This window comes from Streptomyces sp. NPDC021096 (genome assembly GCF_040641275.1).
Lineage (GTDB): Bacteria > Actinomycetota > Actinomycetes > Streptomycetales > Streptomycetaceae > Streptomyces.
On sequence record NZ_JBFADG010000008.1, the window covers coordinates 1 to 15,813 of the forward strand.

Below are 15,813 nucleotides of genomic sequence, written 5' to 3' on the forward strand. Positions count from 1 at the left end.
GCCGCATGCCCGGGGTGCACTTCTTCCCGTACTCCAGCTGCCACCGCTGCCCGCTGGGCATACCGCCGGCAACGCCGGGGAGGCCGCGTCGGCCCGCCGGGCCGCCGAGGCCGCCCGTGATGCGGCGAAGGGCGCCCGCACCGCCGCGGCCGCCGCGGTGCACGCCGCCGACGCCAGTGCCGAGGCCGGGCGCTCAGGCGCCGCGGCCGCGCGTGCCGCGCAGAACGCCGCGGACGCGGCCGACGCCTCGGCGTCGGCGAGCAGCGCCGCCGGCAAGGCCACCACGGAGGCCCGCCGGGCCCGCGAGGCCGCCGGTGTCGCCCGCAGCGCGGCCAACACCGCGACCGCCGCCGCCGGGCGCGCCCAGTCGCTCGCCGGTCAGGCCGCCACGGCCGCGCGCGCGGCGCACAAGGCCGCCAACGACGCCGCCGACCACGCCGAGAAGGCCGCCGCGGCCGCCGACAAGGCCGCCGCCGAGGCCGGCAAGGCCCAGGACGCGGCGAACCAGGCCACTGAGCACGCCAACAAGGCCATCGAGGCCGCCAAGACGGCGTCCGACGCGGTCGAGCAGGCGCAGAAGACCGAGAAGCTCGCCCGCGAGGCGGAGGCGGCCAAGCTCGCCGCCGACAAGCAGAAGGGCATCGAGGAGGCCGAGGCCCTCAAGGCGGCCGACAAGGAGGACCGCGACGAGGCGGCCGGCCTGCGGACCCAGGCGTCCGCGACCGACGCGGCGACCAAGGAACTGCTGGCGAAGGCCGCCGCGGCCGACGACGCCAAGGCCACGGCCGAGCTCGGCCGCAAGGCCGCCGTCAACCTGCTCAAGAGCACCGGCGCCTTCACCCGCGAGTCCGCCGAGACCGCCCTGGCCGGCACCGAAAGCTCCGTCGTCAGCTGGGTGAAGACGGACTACAAGAAGGCCGCGCAGCTGGACGACCGCGAGAAGGTCCTCTACCTGGCCAAGATGGGCGGTCCCGCCCTGGCGGAGGCGGCCCAGAGGACGCTCGAGAGCGACGACGCCGGGCGGGTGGAGAAGTTCCTCACCGAGGACGCCTACAACGTCCAGGCCGAGGAGTACCGCGTCCAGGTCCTCAAGCTCATGAACGGCGCCGGCAAGGCCGTCAAGAAGGCCGGCGACGCGGCACTGAGCGACGGCAGCGTCAAGGCCCTGAGCACCTTCGTGGTGACCGGTTACCGCGAAGCCCTCATGGAGGACGACCGCGTCGACACCTTCACCATCATGAACAACGGCGGCCCCAACGTGGCCGCCACCGCCGAGGTCGCCCTGTCCGGGCCCGCCTGGATGCAGCGCGACTTCGTCACGCGGGCCCAGTACAAGGCGGCCCAGCTGGACGCGGACACCGCCACCCACGTGGCCTCCGTCCGGTCGCTGATCGCCACCGCCGCCCGCAACGCCGCCGTGGCCAACCAGAACGCCTCCCTCGCCTACGAGGTGGCGGCCAAGGCCCGCAAGGACGCCAAGGAAGCCGGCAAGTGGGCCGACAAGGCCCGTGACTCGGCCAACGAGGCCAAGGGCTACTCCGACGAGGCCCAGAACAAGGCCAAGGAGGCCGACGCCTCGGCCGCTTCCGCGGCGGCGTCCGCCAAGAAGGCCAAGGACGCGGCGGCCACCGCCCGTCAGGCCAGCCGCCAGGCCAACTACTCGGCCAACCAGGCGTCCGCGTCCGCCGAGCAGGCCGTGGCCTCCGCGGCGAGCGCCCAGGCGTCGGCCGCCCGCGCCAGCCAGTCGGCCATCGCCGCCGGCAAGGACGCCTCCGCGGCCTCCGCGGCGGCGAGCGAGGCCCACACCATCGCGGTGCAGAAGCGCCAGCAGGAGCAGGCCGAGGCCGCGCGCAAGGCGGCGGAGCAAGCCCGCGAGAACGCCAAGAACAAGGTCGACCCCGCCGACAACCCGGGCAACGACCAGATCAAGACGCCCAGCAAGGACGGTTCCGGGGGCGGCGAGGAGAACCCGTGCAGGAACCAGCTCTCCTGTGACTACGCGAAGTACCTGAGCTGGGCGAGCACCGCCTCGGCCGGCCTCGCGGTGGGTTCGCTCTTCTTCGGCATCACGGCGCCCGCCGCGCCCTTCCTCGGAGTGGCATCGGTCACGTTCGGTGTCGCCAGCGCCCTCTTCACGGGTGCGGGCTACGGCTGGACCAGCGACCAGTTCATGAGCAGCGTCGGCGGCACCGTCGTCGGCCTCGTCTCCAGCGGCGTCGGTCAGCTGGCGAAGGGTGCCGGTGCGATCAGCAAGGGGGTGTCAAAGGGAGTGGAGATCGCCCACGAGGCCGTTTCCCCCATCATCGGTATCTTTACCAACGACTGGGGCTGGTAGAGCTCCGAAAGAAAGCCCGGCGAACAACACGAGCCGGTAAGTGACGAGTAACTGTGGGGCCCTCGCCGAGGGCCCCACAGGGTCAAGGAATTGACGTGCAGGCTCCCCATGTTCCCTTGTCCGCCTGGTGGGGCGCGGCCATCGCCGCGACGGTGATCTTTCTGGTCGCCTTCCTTCCGCTCATGCCGGACCGCAGTTACCGCATCCGAATGTTCCTCACCCCCGCAGGCATGGCGGGCATCCTCGCGCTCGCCGCAGCGGTGAAGAAGGATATGCCGCTCGCGGTGGCGCTCTCGCTGTACACCGCCATGGTCATGGTGTTCGTGACGGGCTTCATCGGACGCCGGACGGAACTGCGGACGAAATTTCTCGACCTTTCCCTTCACGGAGAGCGTCCGGAAAACGCCTTGTCCGGCGGTGCGTGGCTGCAGCTGGCGGTTTCACTGATCGTTCTGATGCCGCTCGCCATTTGGCTCGCGGTGGCGTCGTCCTGATCGGTGGCCTTAAGAGTTGGTACCCGTCGACGAATTGAACGTGAAGTTCGAGTGCCCCGTCGCCAGCTGCGTCCCGTCCGGGGCGTACGCCGTCACCTGGAGCTGCCAGTGGACGCTGGGCGTCGGGACGATGAAGGTCGGCTTCCAGTCCGTGCTGTCCCAGTTGAGGACGGGGGAGCTGATGGTGCTGTCCTCGCTCATGGTGAGCTTGGTGGCGTCGTTGTAGGTGTGCCACTTGATGTAGGCCGACTTGCCCTTGAGGCCCGCGAAGGTCACGTTGACCTGCACCTTGGTGACGGTCGGGGTGACCGCGCCCAGTGGCGTCACGCTGTTGACCTTCGCCGATACGCGGACCGGGGTGGTCGTCGACAGCGCGGGAGCGGGGCTCCGCGAGGCATCGGGGGGCGCGGTCGCGGTGGGGGGTGCCGTTGTCGGGGGCGGGTCCGGGTCGGGGGCGAAGGGGCCCGCCTTGGCCAGGACCGGGATCACGGCGGCCAGGACCACGGCCAGACCGCCGGTCACCCAGTACGTCCACACGCGCGACCAGAAGCGGCCGTCGGGCGGGCCGGGCGGGTGCGGAGGCGGTGGTGGATTGGGCGGCGGTGGTGGAGGGTCTCCGTCCGGGCTCATGCGGCCACCCCCCTCGGCGATACCCCTGGCATGTGAGGAAGCTACACCCGGAACCAGCCATTCAGCCCTGGGGGAAAGGACGTTGGGGGCGCGAGCTGGGAGCGTGCGCCCCCCTGTTCGTCCGCGCGCCATCGCACGTCATGAAACGTTCGGCACCACGGGCCTTCACAGTCACCCCAGCCACGCGCAATCTGTGGGCATGACCCCCCTCCCGGCGCAAAACCCCTTCACCCTCGGCGTCGCCTCCGGCGACCCGCTCCCCGACTCCGTCGTCCTGTGGACCAGACTCGCCCCCCGGCCCTACGAACCCGGGGGCGGCTTACCTGGCGACGGTGCCGTCGACGTCCAGTGGGAGCTCGCCCACGACGCCTCCTTCCGCCGGCTCGCCCTCAGCGGCACCGTCCCCGCCCCCGCCGCCGACGACCACAGCGTCCACCTCGACGTACGCGGCCTCGAACCCGGCCGCGACTACTGGTACCGCTTCCGCACCGGCCGGTGGATCAGCGCCGTCGGCCGCACCCGCACCGCCCCCGCCCCCGGCGCCCGCCCGGACGGCGCCGCCTTCGGGCTGCTGTCCTGCCAGCAGTACGACGACGGGTACTACACCGCCCTCGCCCACCTCGCCCGGGAAGACCTCGACGCCGTCTTCTTCGTCGGCGACTACATCTACGAGAACGCGATCGACGCCCGGGCCGGCGCCCGGAACTACACCGACACCCCGCTCCCGGAGGTCTTCGACCACTGGACGTGGAACCTGACGGACTACCGCCTGCGCTACGCCCTGGGGAAGTCCGACCCCGACCTGCAGGCCGCCCACGCCGCCCACCCCTGGTTCGTCACCTGGGACGACCACGAGGTCGAGAACAACTACGCCGGCGACGTCTCCCAGAACGACGACCCCCGCGACACCTTCCGCGCCCGCCGCGCCGCCGCCTACCGCGCGTACTGGGAGAACATGCCGCTGCGCGAGGCGCACCGGCCCGTGGGCCCCGACATGTCCCTCTACCGGCGCTTCTCCTACGGGCGCCTGGCGCAGTTCGACATCCTCGACACCCGGCAGTACCGCTCCGACCAGGCGTACGGCGACGGCTGGAAGTACCCGGGCCCCGACTCCGAGGACCCCGCCCGCACGATCACCGGCGAGGCGCAGGAACGCTGGCTGCTCGAGGGGCTGCGCGCCTCCACCGCCCGCTGGAACGTCCTCGTACAGCAGGTCGTCTTCTGCCGGCGCAAGAACACCACCGCCGCCCGCTCCCGGCTGTCCATGGACGCCTGGGACGGCTACCCGGCCTCCCGCTCGCGCGTCCTGGCCGGAGCGGGGGCGGCGGGCGTGGAGAACCTCGTCGTCCTCACCGGTGACGTGCACGTGCACTACGCCCTGGACATCAAGGCGGACTTCGACGATCCCGCCTCGCGCACCCTCGGCGTCGAGGTGGTCGGCACCTCCGTCTCCAGCGGGTCCGACGGCGAGGCGCGGCCGGAGGACTGGAACCTGCTGCTCGCCGCCAACCCGCACATGAAGTACTACGACGGCCGGCGCGGCTATGCGGTCGTGACGCTCGACGACACCCGGCTGCAGGCCGACTACCGCACCCTGACCGGCGTCGTCACCCCCGGCGCCCCCGTCACCACGGCCGCCCGCTTCGTCTCGGAGGCCGGGGACCCCGGATTCAGCCGCGCCTAGCCCGCGCCTAGCCCGCGCCCAGCCCGCGCCCAGCCCGCACCGGGCGCCCCGGCAGTAGCGCACATCACTTCATGTAAGGGCCACTGATCATGGGCGGTCATGACACCATGGAGTAACTTGAAAGTTTGAGAAATCCCCTGGAGTGGTGACGCATGACGGACCCCGGCCTCGCGAGGACCGAGCCCCCGGAGGGCTCCGACGAGGCCGGGGCGGCCGACGGCCGCGCGACCGGCGCTCCGGCGACCGCCGCCGCCCGCCGCACCGGCCTGATCGTCACCCTCGCCCTCGGCGGCCTCACGGCACTGCCGCCCCTGTCCATGGACATGTACCTGCCGGCCCTGCCGGAGGTCACCGACGCCCTGCACAGCCCCGCCGCGACCGTCCAGCTCACCCTCACCGCCTGCCTCATGGGCATGGCGCTCGGCCAGCTCGTCGTCGGCCCCATGAGCGACAAGTGGGGACGCCGCCGCCCCCTGCTCGCCGGCATGGTGATCTACGTCCTGGCCACCGCCATGTGCGCGTTCGCCTCCAGCGCCGCACTGCTCATCGGCTTCCGCCTGGTCCAGGGCCTGGCCGGGGCGGCGGGCATCGTCATCGCCCGCGCCGTCGTCCGCGACCTCTACGACGGCGTGGCCATGGCCCGCTTCTTCTCCACGCTCATGCTGATATCCGGCGTCGCCCCCGTCGTCGCCCCGCTCATCGGCGGCCAGATCCTGCGACTGACCGACTGGCGGGGCGTCTTCGTCGTCCTCACCGCCATCGGCATCGCCCTCACGATCGTCGCCTGGCGGTGCCTGCACGAGACCCTGCCGCCCGAGCAGCGTCAGGAGGGCGGCCTCGGCGCGGCCCTGCGCGCCATGCGCGGCCTGCTCGCGGACCGCGTCTTCACCGGCTACATGCTCTCGGGCGGCTTCGTCTTCGCCGCGCTGTTCGCCTACATCGCCGCGTCGCCCTTCGTCGTCCAGGACATCTACGGCGCCTCCCCGCAGACCTTCAGCCTGCTCTTCGGCGTCAATTCCGTGGGCCTGGTCCTCGTCGGCCAGATCAACGGCAAGCTGCTGGTCGGGCGGGTCAGCATGGACAAGGTCCTGGCCGTCGGCCTCGGCGTCATCACCCTGGCCGCCGGCGCCCTGCTCGTCATGGCCTCCGGCGTCCTCGGCGAAGTGGGGCTGGTGCCGGTCGCCGCCGGGCTCTTCGTGCTGATGTCCGCGATGGGCCTGGCCATGCCCAACACCAACGCCCAGGCCCTGATGCGCTCCGCCGGAGCCGCCGGCTCCGCCTCCGCGCTGCTGGGCACCTCCACCTTCCTGCTGGGCGCCGTCGCCTCACCGCTGGTGGGCATCGCCGGCGAGCACACCGCGGTGCCGATGGCGCTCGTCCAGCTCTTCTGCGCGCTGGCCGGCGTGGGCTGCTTCCTCGGGCTGTGCCGCCCGTGGCAGCGCACGGGTGCGCCCGAGGGCGCCTAGAATCCATCCAATGCACGCCCCCGCACCCGCGCCGACCGGCGAGAACCTGCGCGCCGCCCTCGCCGGCCTCCTCGACGGACTGCCGCCCAGCCAGGCCACCCAGGCCGTCGAGCGCCTGATCGCCAACTACCGGGGGCGCACCCCCACCCACACCCCGGTGCTGCGCGACCGCTCCGACGTCGTCGCCTACGCCGCGTACCGGATGCCGGCCACCTTCGAGGCCGTGCGGTCCGCGCTGGAGGCGTTCCGCGACCGCCTGCCCTCCTTCACGCCCGCCTCGCACGTGGACGTGGGCGGCGGCACCGGCGCCGCGACCTGGGCGGTCGCCGCCGCGTGGCCGGAGGGGCGGCACACCACCACGGTCCTGGACTGGGCCGAGCCCGCGCTCGCCCTCGGCCGCGAGCTGGCCGCCGACGCGCACTCCCAGGCGCTGCGCACCGCCGAGTGGCAGCGGCAGACGATCGGCAGCGGTCTGGCGATCCCCTCCGGCACGGACCTCGTCACCGTCTCGTACGTGCTGGGCGAGCTCACCGAGGCGGCCCGCCAGGCCGTGACCGACGAGGCCGCCCGCGCCGCCCGGGCCGTCGTCCTGATCGAGCCGGGCACGCCCGAGGGCTATCTGCGGATCATCGAGGCGCGCGACCGTCTGATCGCGGCCGGCTTCCGCGTCGTCGCGCCCTGCCCGCACAGCGCCGCCTGCCCGATAGAGCCGGGCAGCGACTGGTGCCACTTCTCGGCCCGGGTCAGCCGCTCCTCGCTGCACCGGCAGGTCAAGGGCGGTTCGCTGCCGTACGAGGACGAGAAGTTCTCGTACGTGGCGGCGGTACGGGACGAAGAGGTGCCGCCGGCGCCCGCCCGGATCGTCCGCAAGCCGCAGATCCGCAAGGGCCAGGTCCTCCTCGAGCTGTGCACGCCTGAGGACGGGCTGGCGCGCGAGACGGTGAGCAAGCGGCACGGCTCCCTCTACCGGTCCGCGCGCGACGCGGACTGGGGCGACGAATGGCCGCCGGCCGGTTCCTGAGGACGCCGGGACGCACGGACCCGGGGCTCCCGGGCCCGTGCATGACAATCAACGGACGGCTCAGCGCAGCTCCTGCGTGCAGCACTTGACGCTGCCGCCGCCCTTGAGCAGTTCGCCGAGGTCCATCCCGATTGGTTCGTAGCCCCTCGCGCGCAGGGGCTCGAAGAGGCCCACGGCGGCCTGCGGCAGCAGCACGTGCCGTCCGTCGCACACCGCGTTGAGCCCGAGCGCCGCCGCGTCCTGCTCGGTCGCGATCAGCGCGTCGGGGAAGAGCCTGCGGAGCACCTCCCGGCTGCCCGGCGAGAAGGCGCCGGGGTAGTACATGACGTCGTCCTCATCCCCGTCGAGGACGGACAGTGCCGTGTCCAGGTGGTAGTAGCGCGGGTCGACCAGGTCCAGGCCGATCACCGGGCGGCCGAAGTACTCCTGTGCCTCCGGGTGCGAGAGCGGGCTGCTGCGGAAGCCGCGGCCGGCCAGCAGCCAGGAGGCGGTGACGGCGAAGTCCCCCTCGCCCTCGTTGATGTGCTCCGGTTCGCGTACGTCCGTATAGCCGTGCGCGCGGAACCACTCGCGGTGCACCCCGGCCTCGGCCCAGCGCTCGGGGTGGGCGAAGCGGGCGCCCAGGACGCGGCCGTCGACCACGGTGGCGCCGTTGGCGGCGTAGACCATGTCGGGCAGGTCCGGGCGGGGGGCCAGCTCCTCGACCGTGTGCCCGAGGGCGCGGTAGCGGTCGCGGAGCTCTTCCCACTGTGCGAGGGCCAGCGAGAGGTCGACCGGCTTGCCCGGGTCCATCCAGGGGTTGATCGAGTACGTCACCCTGAAGTACGTGGGCGGGCACATCAGATAGCGGCGAGGGGTGGATGCACGCGGGACTGTACGCAAGTCGCGCTCCTCACAGTGGCGTTGGGCACGCACGTGGTTGTCGTGCGTGCCCAAATGGTCCATCCTGCGCGACCTTCGCGCATGAACCGTACGGGTGGTTTACCCGCCGTCCACCGGGGTGTGCGCTACGCACCGGAGCGACCGGCCCGGCCCTCCTTCAGGGCCCGCAGCAGCTCCCGCTTCTGCGCGTTCGCGTCCAGGCCGGCCCCGGCCCCCCGGGCGCCGCGGCCTCCGCCGCGCAGTGTCGAGCGGGAGAGGTTGCTGCGGGTGCCGCCGACGCCCAGCATGTTGCCCGAATTGCCGCGAGTCATGGGGATTCTCCTCTCGATTGAGCGAGACGGAGCGTCTCGCAATGGCTTCACTCTGAACGAGACGTTTCGTCTTGTCAACCTCCTGAGACGATACGTTTCGCCTCTGTGTCTCGCTAGACTGCCGGGCATGGCCAACCCCAAGACCCCCGACGCCACCCGCCGCAGCGAGCGCTCGCGCCGTGCGATCTTCGACGCCGCCCTCGAACTCGTGGGCGAGGTGGGCTTCGACAAGCTCACCATCGAGGGCATCGCGGCCCGCGCCGGCGTGGGCAAGCAGACGATCTACCGCTGGTGGCCCTCCAAGGCCGCCGTCCTCCTCGACGCCTTCATCGGCGACGCGGGGGACGAGGAGATCGAGCTGCCCGACACCGGAGACCTCGAGGCCGACCTGAAGTTCGTCCTGCGCGCGACCGCCGACGAATTCAACGACCCCTCCTTCGAGGCCCCCTACCGCGCACTGGCCATCGCCGGGGCGAACGACCCGGAGCTGTCCCGGCAGTTCGTCAGCAGGCTGCAGGACACCGGCGTCCAGGCCTACGTCAACCGGCTGCACAAGGCCCGCGAGGCCGGCACGATCGCCGCGGACACCGATCTGCGGATCGCCGCCGAGATGCTCGTCAGCCCCTTCGCCCAGCGCTGGCTCATGCGCTCGGGCCCGCTCACCCACGAGTTCACCGACACCCTCGTGGAGCAGGTCCTGCGCGGCATCGCCACCCGCTGAGACCCCCCGCGCGCGGCGCCGGGGCGGCCGGTCTCACACCCCCCGGATGCGTTCGGCGGTCACACCAGGAGCAGGATGGTGGCAGCATTGACCGGAGACCGCGGTCGAAGTGAGGGGATAGATGGAACGCAAGAGCAGGTTCTCCCAATGGCTGCGCCGCCCCAGGAGCGGAGCGGGCGGCGATACGGGGGCGGGGGCGGCGACCGCCGCAGCCCGCGAGGAGCTGCTCCTGGCCGCCGCGGCGGCCGGCTTCCCGCTGGCCCCCGCCGCGCACCCGTCCGGGTACGGCTGCTCCTGTGAACGCATCGGCTGTCCCACGCCCGGCCGCCACCCCGTCTCGTTCGCCTGGCAGACCCTCGCCACGACCGACGCCGAGAAGGTCGCCAAATGGCTGCGCGGCCAGCCGGAGGCCAACTTCGTCACCGCCACCGGCATCGCCCACGACGTCCTCGACGTCCCCGCCGAGGCGGGCCGGCAGGCCCTGGACCGGCTGACCGCCGCCGGCGTCGAGGTCGGCCCCGTGGCCACGGTCGCCCCCGACCGCATGCTGTTCTTCACCGCCACCCGCGGCACCCCGGACGACGAGGACGAGTGGTGGCCGTGCGAGCTGGACTGCCATCCCGAGACGATGGACGAGCATCCGGGCCTGCGCTGGCACTGCCGCGGCAGCTACGTCCTGCTGCCGCCCTCCCGGCTCCCCGGTGACGAGGGCGTCGCCTGGCTGCACGGCCCCGAGCGCCCGCTGCCCGACCCGCTGACCCTGCTGGAGACCCTCACCGACGCCTGCGCCCAGTACGCGGGCGAGCGCGCGGACCACGAGCCGGCCCACCCCTGGCCCATCGGCCGCTGAGCCCGGACCCCTACTCGCCCCTGGCGGCGGTCAGCGACTCGATCCGGTTGAGGAAGACGACCTGGCCGCCGTCGGCCGCCCGCCGGGGCACCTGCACCGCCGACTCCGAGATCCGCGTGTACGTCACCGCCTGCTTCAGCTCCCCCCGCAGCAGCGCCTTCGTCCGCGGGTCGGTCACCTCCGGGCGCACACCCTTGACCATGGTGCGCCGCTCCCGGTGGTGAGCGGTGAAGAAGACCAGCGCACCGCCGTCCCGGGTGCGCAGCGCCAGCGGGGGGAAGCCCGGGGCCTTCTCGGGTGTGTCGATGTACTCCGACCAGAACGTCGGGGTCCGCGCCAGCTTGGCGCGCTCCTCCCGCAGCAGCGTGGTCGCCCCGCCGGCAGCGAACGTCCTGCCCTGACCGGTGCGCAGATAGTCCGTGTACGACGGGCTCATGACGCCCGGGTCGGCCATGAGGCCCGAGCCCGAACCCTTGGCGTCGGGGGTGTCCTTGCCGACGGCGGGCACCGCCTCGGCGTAACCGTCCCCGTCCACGGCGAACCGCGGCACCTTCGACTCGCCCAGCAGCGAGAGGTAGGCCGCCTTCCAGGGCTCCTTCGCCCCCGCGCGCGTGAACACCAGGACCCAGCGGTTGCGGTCCCGGTTGCTGCGGGTGTCGGCGACGAAGAACTTCGGCCAGCCCGCCATCTTGGGGATCGTGAACCGCGCGTCCTCGAGCGCGAGCGCGGGATAGCCGGGGTTGCCGCCCGGCGTCACGGCACGCTGGGCGACCAGGTCGGCCCGGCCTATCTCCGCCAGCGCACCGGTCTCGACCCGGTCCACCAGGGCCGGGTCGAGCTTGCGGTACGCGGTGTTGTAGCCCTCGGTGAACCGCTTCAGGACCTTGGGGGCCTCAGCCCTGCTCACCGACGGGACGATCGCCCGTTCGCCGTGCACCGTCACGCACCCCGTCAGCGTCAGCAGCGACGACACCGTCAGAGCTGCTGCCAGAGCCGGGAACACTGGACGTGGCGGCCGGCGTCTCATCGCGCTTGGACTCCTTGGTGACTGCTCGGGACGGCGCCACCCTACCCGGCCTGCCCGGCGCGAAGAACAGCACCAGGGTCGGGACCAGATACAGGGTCCACACCGCGACCTGCACCCACGTCGGGTCCGGCTGGAAGTTGAACACGCCCTTCAGCAGCGTGCCGTACCAGCTGTCGGCCGGGATCTGCTCGCTGATGTCGAAGGCCTTGTCGTGCAGGCCCGGCAGGATGTCGGCCTCCTGCAGGTCGTGGAAGCCGTACGCGAGCACGCCCGCCGCGACCACGACGAGCATGCCGCCGGTCCACGTGAAGAACTTCGCCAGGTTGATGCGCAGCGCGCCCCGGTAGAACAGCCACCCCAGCAGCACCGCCGTCAGCAGCCCCAGCACCGCCCCGATCAGCGGCCGTACGCCGTCGTCGGTGGCCTCCGCCGCCGCCCAGATGAACAGCGCGGTCTCCAGACCCTCCCGGCCCACGGCCAGGAAGGCGGTGAGGACCAGCGCACCCGTGCCCATCGCGAGCGCCGCGTCGAGCTTGCCGTGCAGCTCGGCCTTCAGATGCCGCGCGGTGCGCCGCATCCAGAAGACCATCCACGTCACCAGGCACACCGCGACGATCGACAGCGAGCCGCCGAGCATCTCCTGCGCCTCGAACGTCATGGTCTGCGAGCCGAACTGCAGCACCGCGCCGAAGCCCATGCTCAGCAACACGGCCACGCCGATGCCCAGCCAGACCGGGGGCAGGGCGTCCCTGCGCCCGGTCTTCACCAGATATGCGACGAGGATGCAGACGACCAGGCTGGCCTCCAGGCCCTCGCGCAGGCCGATCAGGTAGTTGCCGAACACGCGGCCTCCTCTTCCGTTTGCGTGCAGCGTCCGCCGGTCACGCGAACAGGGCCTTGCCCCACCAGTCGCCGGAGTCCCGGACGCCCGGCGGAACGGCGAAGATCGCCGAACCCACGTGCTGGATGTACTCGTTCAGCGCGTCGTTGCGCGCCAGGTTCCTCTGCAGCGGGATGAAGGCGTCCCGCACGTCGCGCTGGTAGGCGAGGAAGAACAGGCCCGCGTCCAGCCGGCCCAGGCCGTCCGTGCCGTCGGTGAAGGAGTAGCCGCGGCGCAGGATCGTGGCGCCGTTGTTGCTGTCGGGGTGGGCGAGACGGACGTGGGAGTCCGGCTTCATCGCCTTCAGGAGGGGCTCGTCCCGCTCCTTCTGCTTGCCGACGGGGGCGCCCTCGCCCTTGTCGCGGCCGAAGATGTCCTCCTGCTCCGCCAGCGAGGTGCGGTCCCAGGTCTCGATGTGCATCCGGATGCGACGCGCGACGAGGTAGGAGCCGCCGGTCATCCAGCCGGCACTGTCCTTCTCGCCCACCCACACGTGCTTGTCGAGGGCGGCCTTGTCGGTGCCCGAGATGTTCCGGGTGCCGTCCTTGAAGCCCATCATGTTGCGCGGGGTCTGGGCGTCCGGGGTCGTCGAGGACGTCTTGCCGAAGCCCAGCTGCGACCAGCGGATGGCGACCTTGCCCATGCCGATGCGGGCGAGGTTGCGGATCGCGTGCACCGCGACCTGCGGGTCGTCGGCGCAGGCCTGGACGCACAGGTCGCCGCCGCTGCGGGCCGCGTCGAGATTGTCGCCGGGGAAGGCCGGCAGGTCCACCAGGGCCTGCGGCCGCCGGGACTTCAGCCCGAAGCGGTCCTTGCCGTCCTTCTCGAACAGGCCGGGGCCCACACCGAAGGTCAGGGTCAGCCGGGAGGGCTTGAGGCCCAGCGCCTCACCGGTGTCGTCCGGCGGCGCCTCCTCCTGGCCGCCGTAGGCGCCCTCGCCGACCTCGTGACCGGCCGTCATCCGCGCGGCGGCGGCCGTCCACTCCTGCAGCAGCTTGACCAGCGCGGCGCGGTCGGTCGTGGTCACGTCGAACGCGGCGAAGTGCAGCCGGTCCTGGACGGCCGTGGCGATGCCGGCCTGGTGGGCGCCGTGGAACGGCACCGCGTCACCGGCCGAGGCGGCCGGTGCGGCGTCCTCGCCCGTGCGCAGGGCGGCGGCGGTGCCGCCGGCCGCGACCGCGCCGAGCGCGAGCCCGGCACCGCCCCAGCCGATCACGGAACGGCGGGAGGGAGCGGTCCGTGCGGCCGCCTCCGTCGCCTTGCCGTCCGCCGTGTCGTCTTCCGTCACGCTCTCGCGCATGTCCTCAGCCATGGAAAGTCCGTTCCCCTGCTACTTGGCGACCGCGCCGGCGAGCTTGGACAGCGGCTCGGCCAGGGCGTTGACGGCGTCGGAGAGCTTCTTGCGGTCGTCCTTGCCGACGCTGTCGTACGCCTTGAAGCCGTCGCCCTCGCGGTAGTCGCCGAGCAGCTTCTTCAGCTCCGCGAACTGCTTGTCCAGCTCCTTGGAGAGCGCGGCGTCGTTCTTGGCGGCGACCGGCTTCAGCAGCTCGTAGGACTTCTCGGCGCCCTCGACGTTGGCCTGGAAGTCGACCAGGTCGGTGTGGCTGTAGCGCTCCTCCTCACCGGTGACCTTGCCGGTGGCCACCTCGTCGAGGAGCTCCTTGGCGCCGTTGGCCATGCTGGTGGGGGTGATCTCGGCGGAGCCGACGACCTTCTGCCAGTCCTTGAGGTCCGTCATCAGCTGGTCGGCCAGCTTCTTGTCGTCCTCGGTGATCGCCTTGTCCTCCCAGAGGGACTTCTCCAGCTTGTGCCAGCCGGTCCACTTCTGGTCCTTCTCCAGGCCGTCCTCGCGGACGTCGACCTTGGGGTCGATGTCACCGAAGGACTCCGCCACGGGCTCGGTGCGCTCCCAGCCGATGCGGGAGACGGCGTAGAGCTTCTTCGCCTCGTCCACGTCGCCGTTCTTGACGGCGTCGGCGAACTTCTGCGTGGCGGGGATCGTCTCGTCGGCCTGCTGCTGCACGTACTTGCGGTATTCGGCGACCGCCTTGTCCAGCTCCGGGTTGCTCTTCTCCGCCTTGTCGCTCCCCGTGACGGTGATCTTCTGGCGGATGCCGTCGCCCTTCATTCCGGGCTTGCAGGCGATTTCGTACGTGCCGGCCTTCTTGATCGTCGCGGTGATCTCGGCCTTGGTGCCGGGGCCTATGTTCTCCCGCTCGGTGACAATGCGGTCGCCGGGGGCGTAGACGTAGACCTCGGTGACCTTGGCGCCCTTGTTCTCGACATTGATCTTGACGTGGCCGGCGGCGATGGTGTTCGCCGAGACCTCGCACTTGTCGTCGGAGGCCGTGACCTTGAGGGCGTCCGCGTCCTTGCCGTCCGACTTCTCGGCACAACCGGACACGGCGGTCAGGGCCGCGGCCGCGACGGCGACGACGGCGGAGGAGCGGAGGACTCGCATGCAGGGCTCCAGCTTGCTCGGAGAGCGGAAGGGACGTGGCCGAAAACGACGTGGCCGAATTAGGCCGCCCTAACTTATCTGAGCCTTGCCTACCTTGTTCCCCGGGGGGTACGTGATTCTGCTCTCACGAGGCAAAATCTCGTCCCACCCGTCTCGGGATCACCAAAGGCTCTCCCGTCAGCGGATGATCAATTACGTCGACCGGCTGCGAATAGACACGACTCAGCAATTCGGGCTCATAGACACGAATGGGGGGCCCTTCGGCCGCTATGCGCCCCTCGTGCAGGACGGCGACCCGGTCCGCGTAGGCGCCGGCCAGGCCGAGGTCGTGCAGGACGACCACCACCGCGTCGCCGGCCGCGGCGCGCTCGCGGCAGACGCGCAGCACGAGTTCCTGGTGGCGCAGGTCCAGCGCGGCCGTCGGCTCGTCGAGCAGCAGCAGCGGGGTGCGCTGCGCGAGGACCCGGGCCAGGGCGACCCGGGCCCGTTCGCCGCCGGACAGCGCGGCGAACGGGCGGGCGGCGAATCCGGCCACCTCGGTGGCGGCCATGGCGGCCCGCACCGCCGCGTCGTCCTCGTCCCGGGCCGCCGTCCCGGCCCAGGGCGCGCGGCCCATCCGTACGACCTCCTCGACCGCGAAGGGGAACGACAGCTCGGCCGCCTGCGGCAGCACGGCCCGGCGCAGGGCGAGTTCGCCCGCGCTCCACGCGGCGGCGGGGAGCCCGTCGAGTACGACCTCGCCGGACTCGGCGGGCAGATCGCGGGCGAGGGCGGCGAGCAGCGTGGACTTCCCGGCCCCGTTGGGCCCGACGAGCGCCACGACCTCGCCCGCGGCGACGCGCAGGTCGACCCCGTCGAGCACGACCCGCCCCCCGAGCCGCACCCGCAGCCCACGGACCTCGGCCAGGACGGTGCCGGGGGGCACGGGGGAGGGAACCCGCCCGGCCCGCCGACCGAAGAACGAGCGCATCATGCCCAGCCCCCCTGCTTGCGGCGCGTGCGGCGCAGCAGCCAGCTGTGTTGACCCGGGGGCAACCCCCGGACCCCCGGC

Annotated in this window: 15 protein-coding genes; 7 read left to right on the forward strand and 8 right to left on the reverse strand. The window is 72.0% G+C overall.

From position 1 onward, the window contains the following. Positions 1-2,335 (forward strand): ALF repeat-containing protein (locus tag AB0G59_RS13985; RefSeq protein ID WP_360911262.1); only part of this gene is annotated, 2,335 nt, incomplete at its 5' end. A 95-nt stretch (positions 2,336-2,430) separates the two neighbouring features. Then, on the forward strand, positions 2,431-2,829 hold the full coding sequence (locus AB0G59_RS13990) for a hypothetical protein (protein ID WP_360911264.1): 399 nt from the start codon (positions 2,431-2,433) through the stop codon (positions 2,827-2,829). Positions 2,830-2,838: 9 nt separating this feature from the next. On the opposite strand, the gene AB0G59_RS13995 is transcribed toward AB0G59_RS13990, so the two are convergent. Beyond that, positions 2,839-3,459 carry a hypothetical protein gene (locus AB0G59_RS13995; RefSeq protein WP_360911266.1) on the reverse strand — a complete coding sequence of 207 codons (621 nt, stop codon included), beginning with the start codon at positions 3,457-3,459 and terminating at the stop codon, positions 2,839-2,841. 199 nt (positions 3,460-3,658) lie between these two features. On the opposite strand from AB0G59_RS13995, the gene AB0G59_RS14000 reads away from it, so the two are divergent. From AB0G59_RS14000 to AB0G59_RS14010, 3 genes are all read left to right on the forward strand, one after another. Beyond that, positions 3,659-5,143 carry an alkaline phosphatase D family protein gene (locus AB0G59_RS14000; RefSeq protein WP_360911268.1) on the forward strand — a complete coding sequence of 495 codons (1,485 nt, stop codon included), beginning with the start codon at positions 3,659-3,661 and terminating at the stop codon, positions 5,141-5,143. 152 nt (positions 5,144-5,295) lie between these two features. Then, complete coding sequence (locus tag AB0G59_RS14005) at positions 5,296-6,609, forward strand: multidrug effflux MFS transporter (protein WP_360911270.1); 1,314 nt, start codon at positions 5,296-5,298, stop codon at positions 6,607-6,609. 10 nt (positions 6,610-6,619) lie between these two features. Next, positions 6,620-7,630, forward strand: coding sequence for a small ribosomal subunit Rsm22 family protein (locus tag AB0G59_RS14010; RefSeq protein ID WP_360911272.1), 1,011 nt, complete (start codon positions 6,620-6,622; stop codon positions 7,628-7,630). 60 nt (positions 7,631-7,690) lie between these two features. Here the strand turns inward: AB0G59_RS14010 and ddaH are convergent, their stop codons facing one another. Further along, a complete protein-coding gene (ddaH, locus tag AB0G59_RS14015; protein WP_360911274.1) occupies positions 7,691-8,512 on the reverse strand; it encodes a dimethylargininase in 822 nt (273 codons plus the stop codon). A gap of 125 nt (positions 8,513-8,637) precedes the next feature. Beyond that, complete coding sequence (locus tag AB0G59_RS14020; RefSeq protein WP_360911276.1) at positions 8,638-8,823, reverse strand: DUF6243 family protein; 186 nt, start codon at positions 8,821-8,823, stop codon at positions 8,638-8,640. A 127-nt stretch (positions 8,824-8,950) separates the two neighbouring features. Between AB0G59_RS14020 and AB0G59_RS14025 the strand changes: the two genes are divergently transcribed. Next, positions 8,951-9,544, forward strand: coding sequence for a TetR/AcrR family transcriptional regulator (locus AB0G59_RS14025; protein ID WP_360911278.1), 594 nt, complete (start codon positions 8,951-8,953; stop codon positions 9,542-9,544). A gap of 121 nt (positions 9,545-9,665) precedes the next feature. Next, positions 9,666-10,394 carry a bifunctional DNA primase/polymerase gene (locus AB0G59_RS14030; RefSeq protein WP_360911280.1) on the forward strand — a complete coding sequence of 243 codons (729 nt, stop codon included), beginning with the start codon at positions 9,666-9,668 and terminating at the stop codon, positions 10,392-10,394. 10 nt (positions 10,395-10,404) lie between these two features. Here the strand turns inward: AB0G59_RS14030 and AB0G59_RS14035 are convergent, their stop codons facing one another. The 5 genes from AB0G59_RS14035 to AB0G59_RS14055 form a co-directional block, all read right to left on the reverse strand. Continuing rightward, positions 10,405-11,301, reverse strand: a complete 897-nt coding sequence (locus AB0G59_RS14035) for a hypothetical protein (protein WP_360911282.1) — start codon at positions 11,299-11,301, stop codon at positions 10,405-10,407. Continuing rightward, positions 11,288-12,265, reverse strand: a complete 978-nt coding sequence (gene efeU / locus AB0G59_RS14040) for an iron uptake transporter permease EfeU (protein ID WP_360911284.1) — start codon at positions 12,263-12,265, stop codon at positions 11,288-11,290. Before efeU ends, AB0G59_RS14035 begins: the two co-directional genes overlap by 14 nt. Positions 12,266-12,302: 37 nt before the next feature. Next, positions 12,303-13,613, reverse strand: a complete 1,311-nt coding sequence (gene efeB / locus AB0G59_RS14045; protein ID WP_360911286.1) for an iron uptake transporter deferrochelatase/peroxidase subunit — start codon at positions 13,611-13,613, stop codon at positions 12,303-12,305. 18 nt (positions 13,614-13,631) lie between these two features. Further along, positions 13,632-14,762: an iron uptake system protein EfeO gene (gene efeO, locus AB0G59_RS14050; protein ID WP_360911288.1), complete on the reverse strand. Its 1,131-nt coding sequence runs from the start codon at positions 14,760-14,762 to the stop codon at positions 13,632-13,634. Positions 14,763-14,886: 124 nt separating this feature from the next. Continuing rightward, positions 14,887-15,735: a heme ABC transporter ATP-binding protein gene (locus tag AB0G59_RS14055; protein ID WP_360911290.1), complete on the reverse strand. Its 849-nt coding sequence runs from the start codon at positions 15,733-15,735 to the stop codon at positions 14,887-14,889. Positions 15,736-15,813 lie beyond the last annotated feature (78 nt).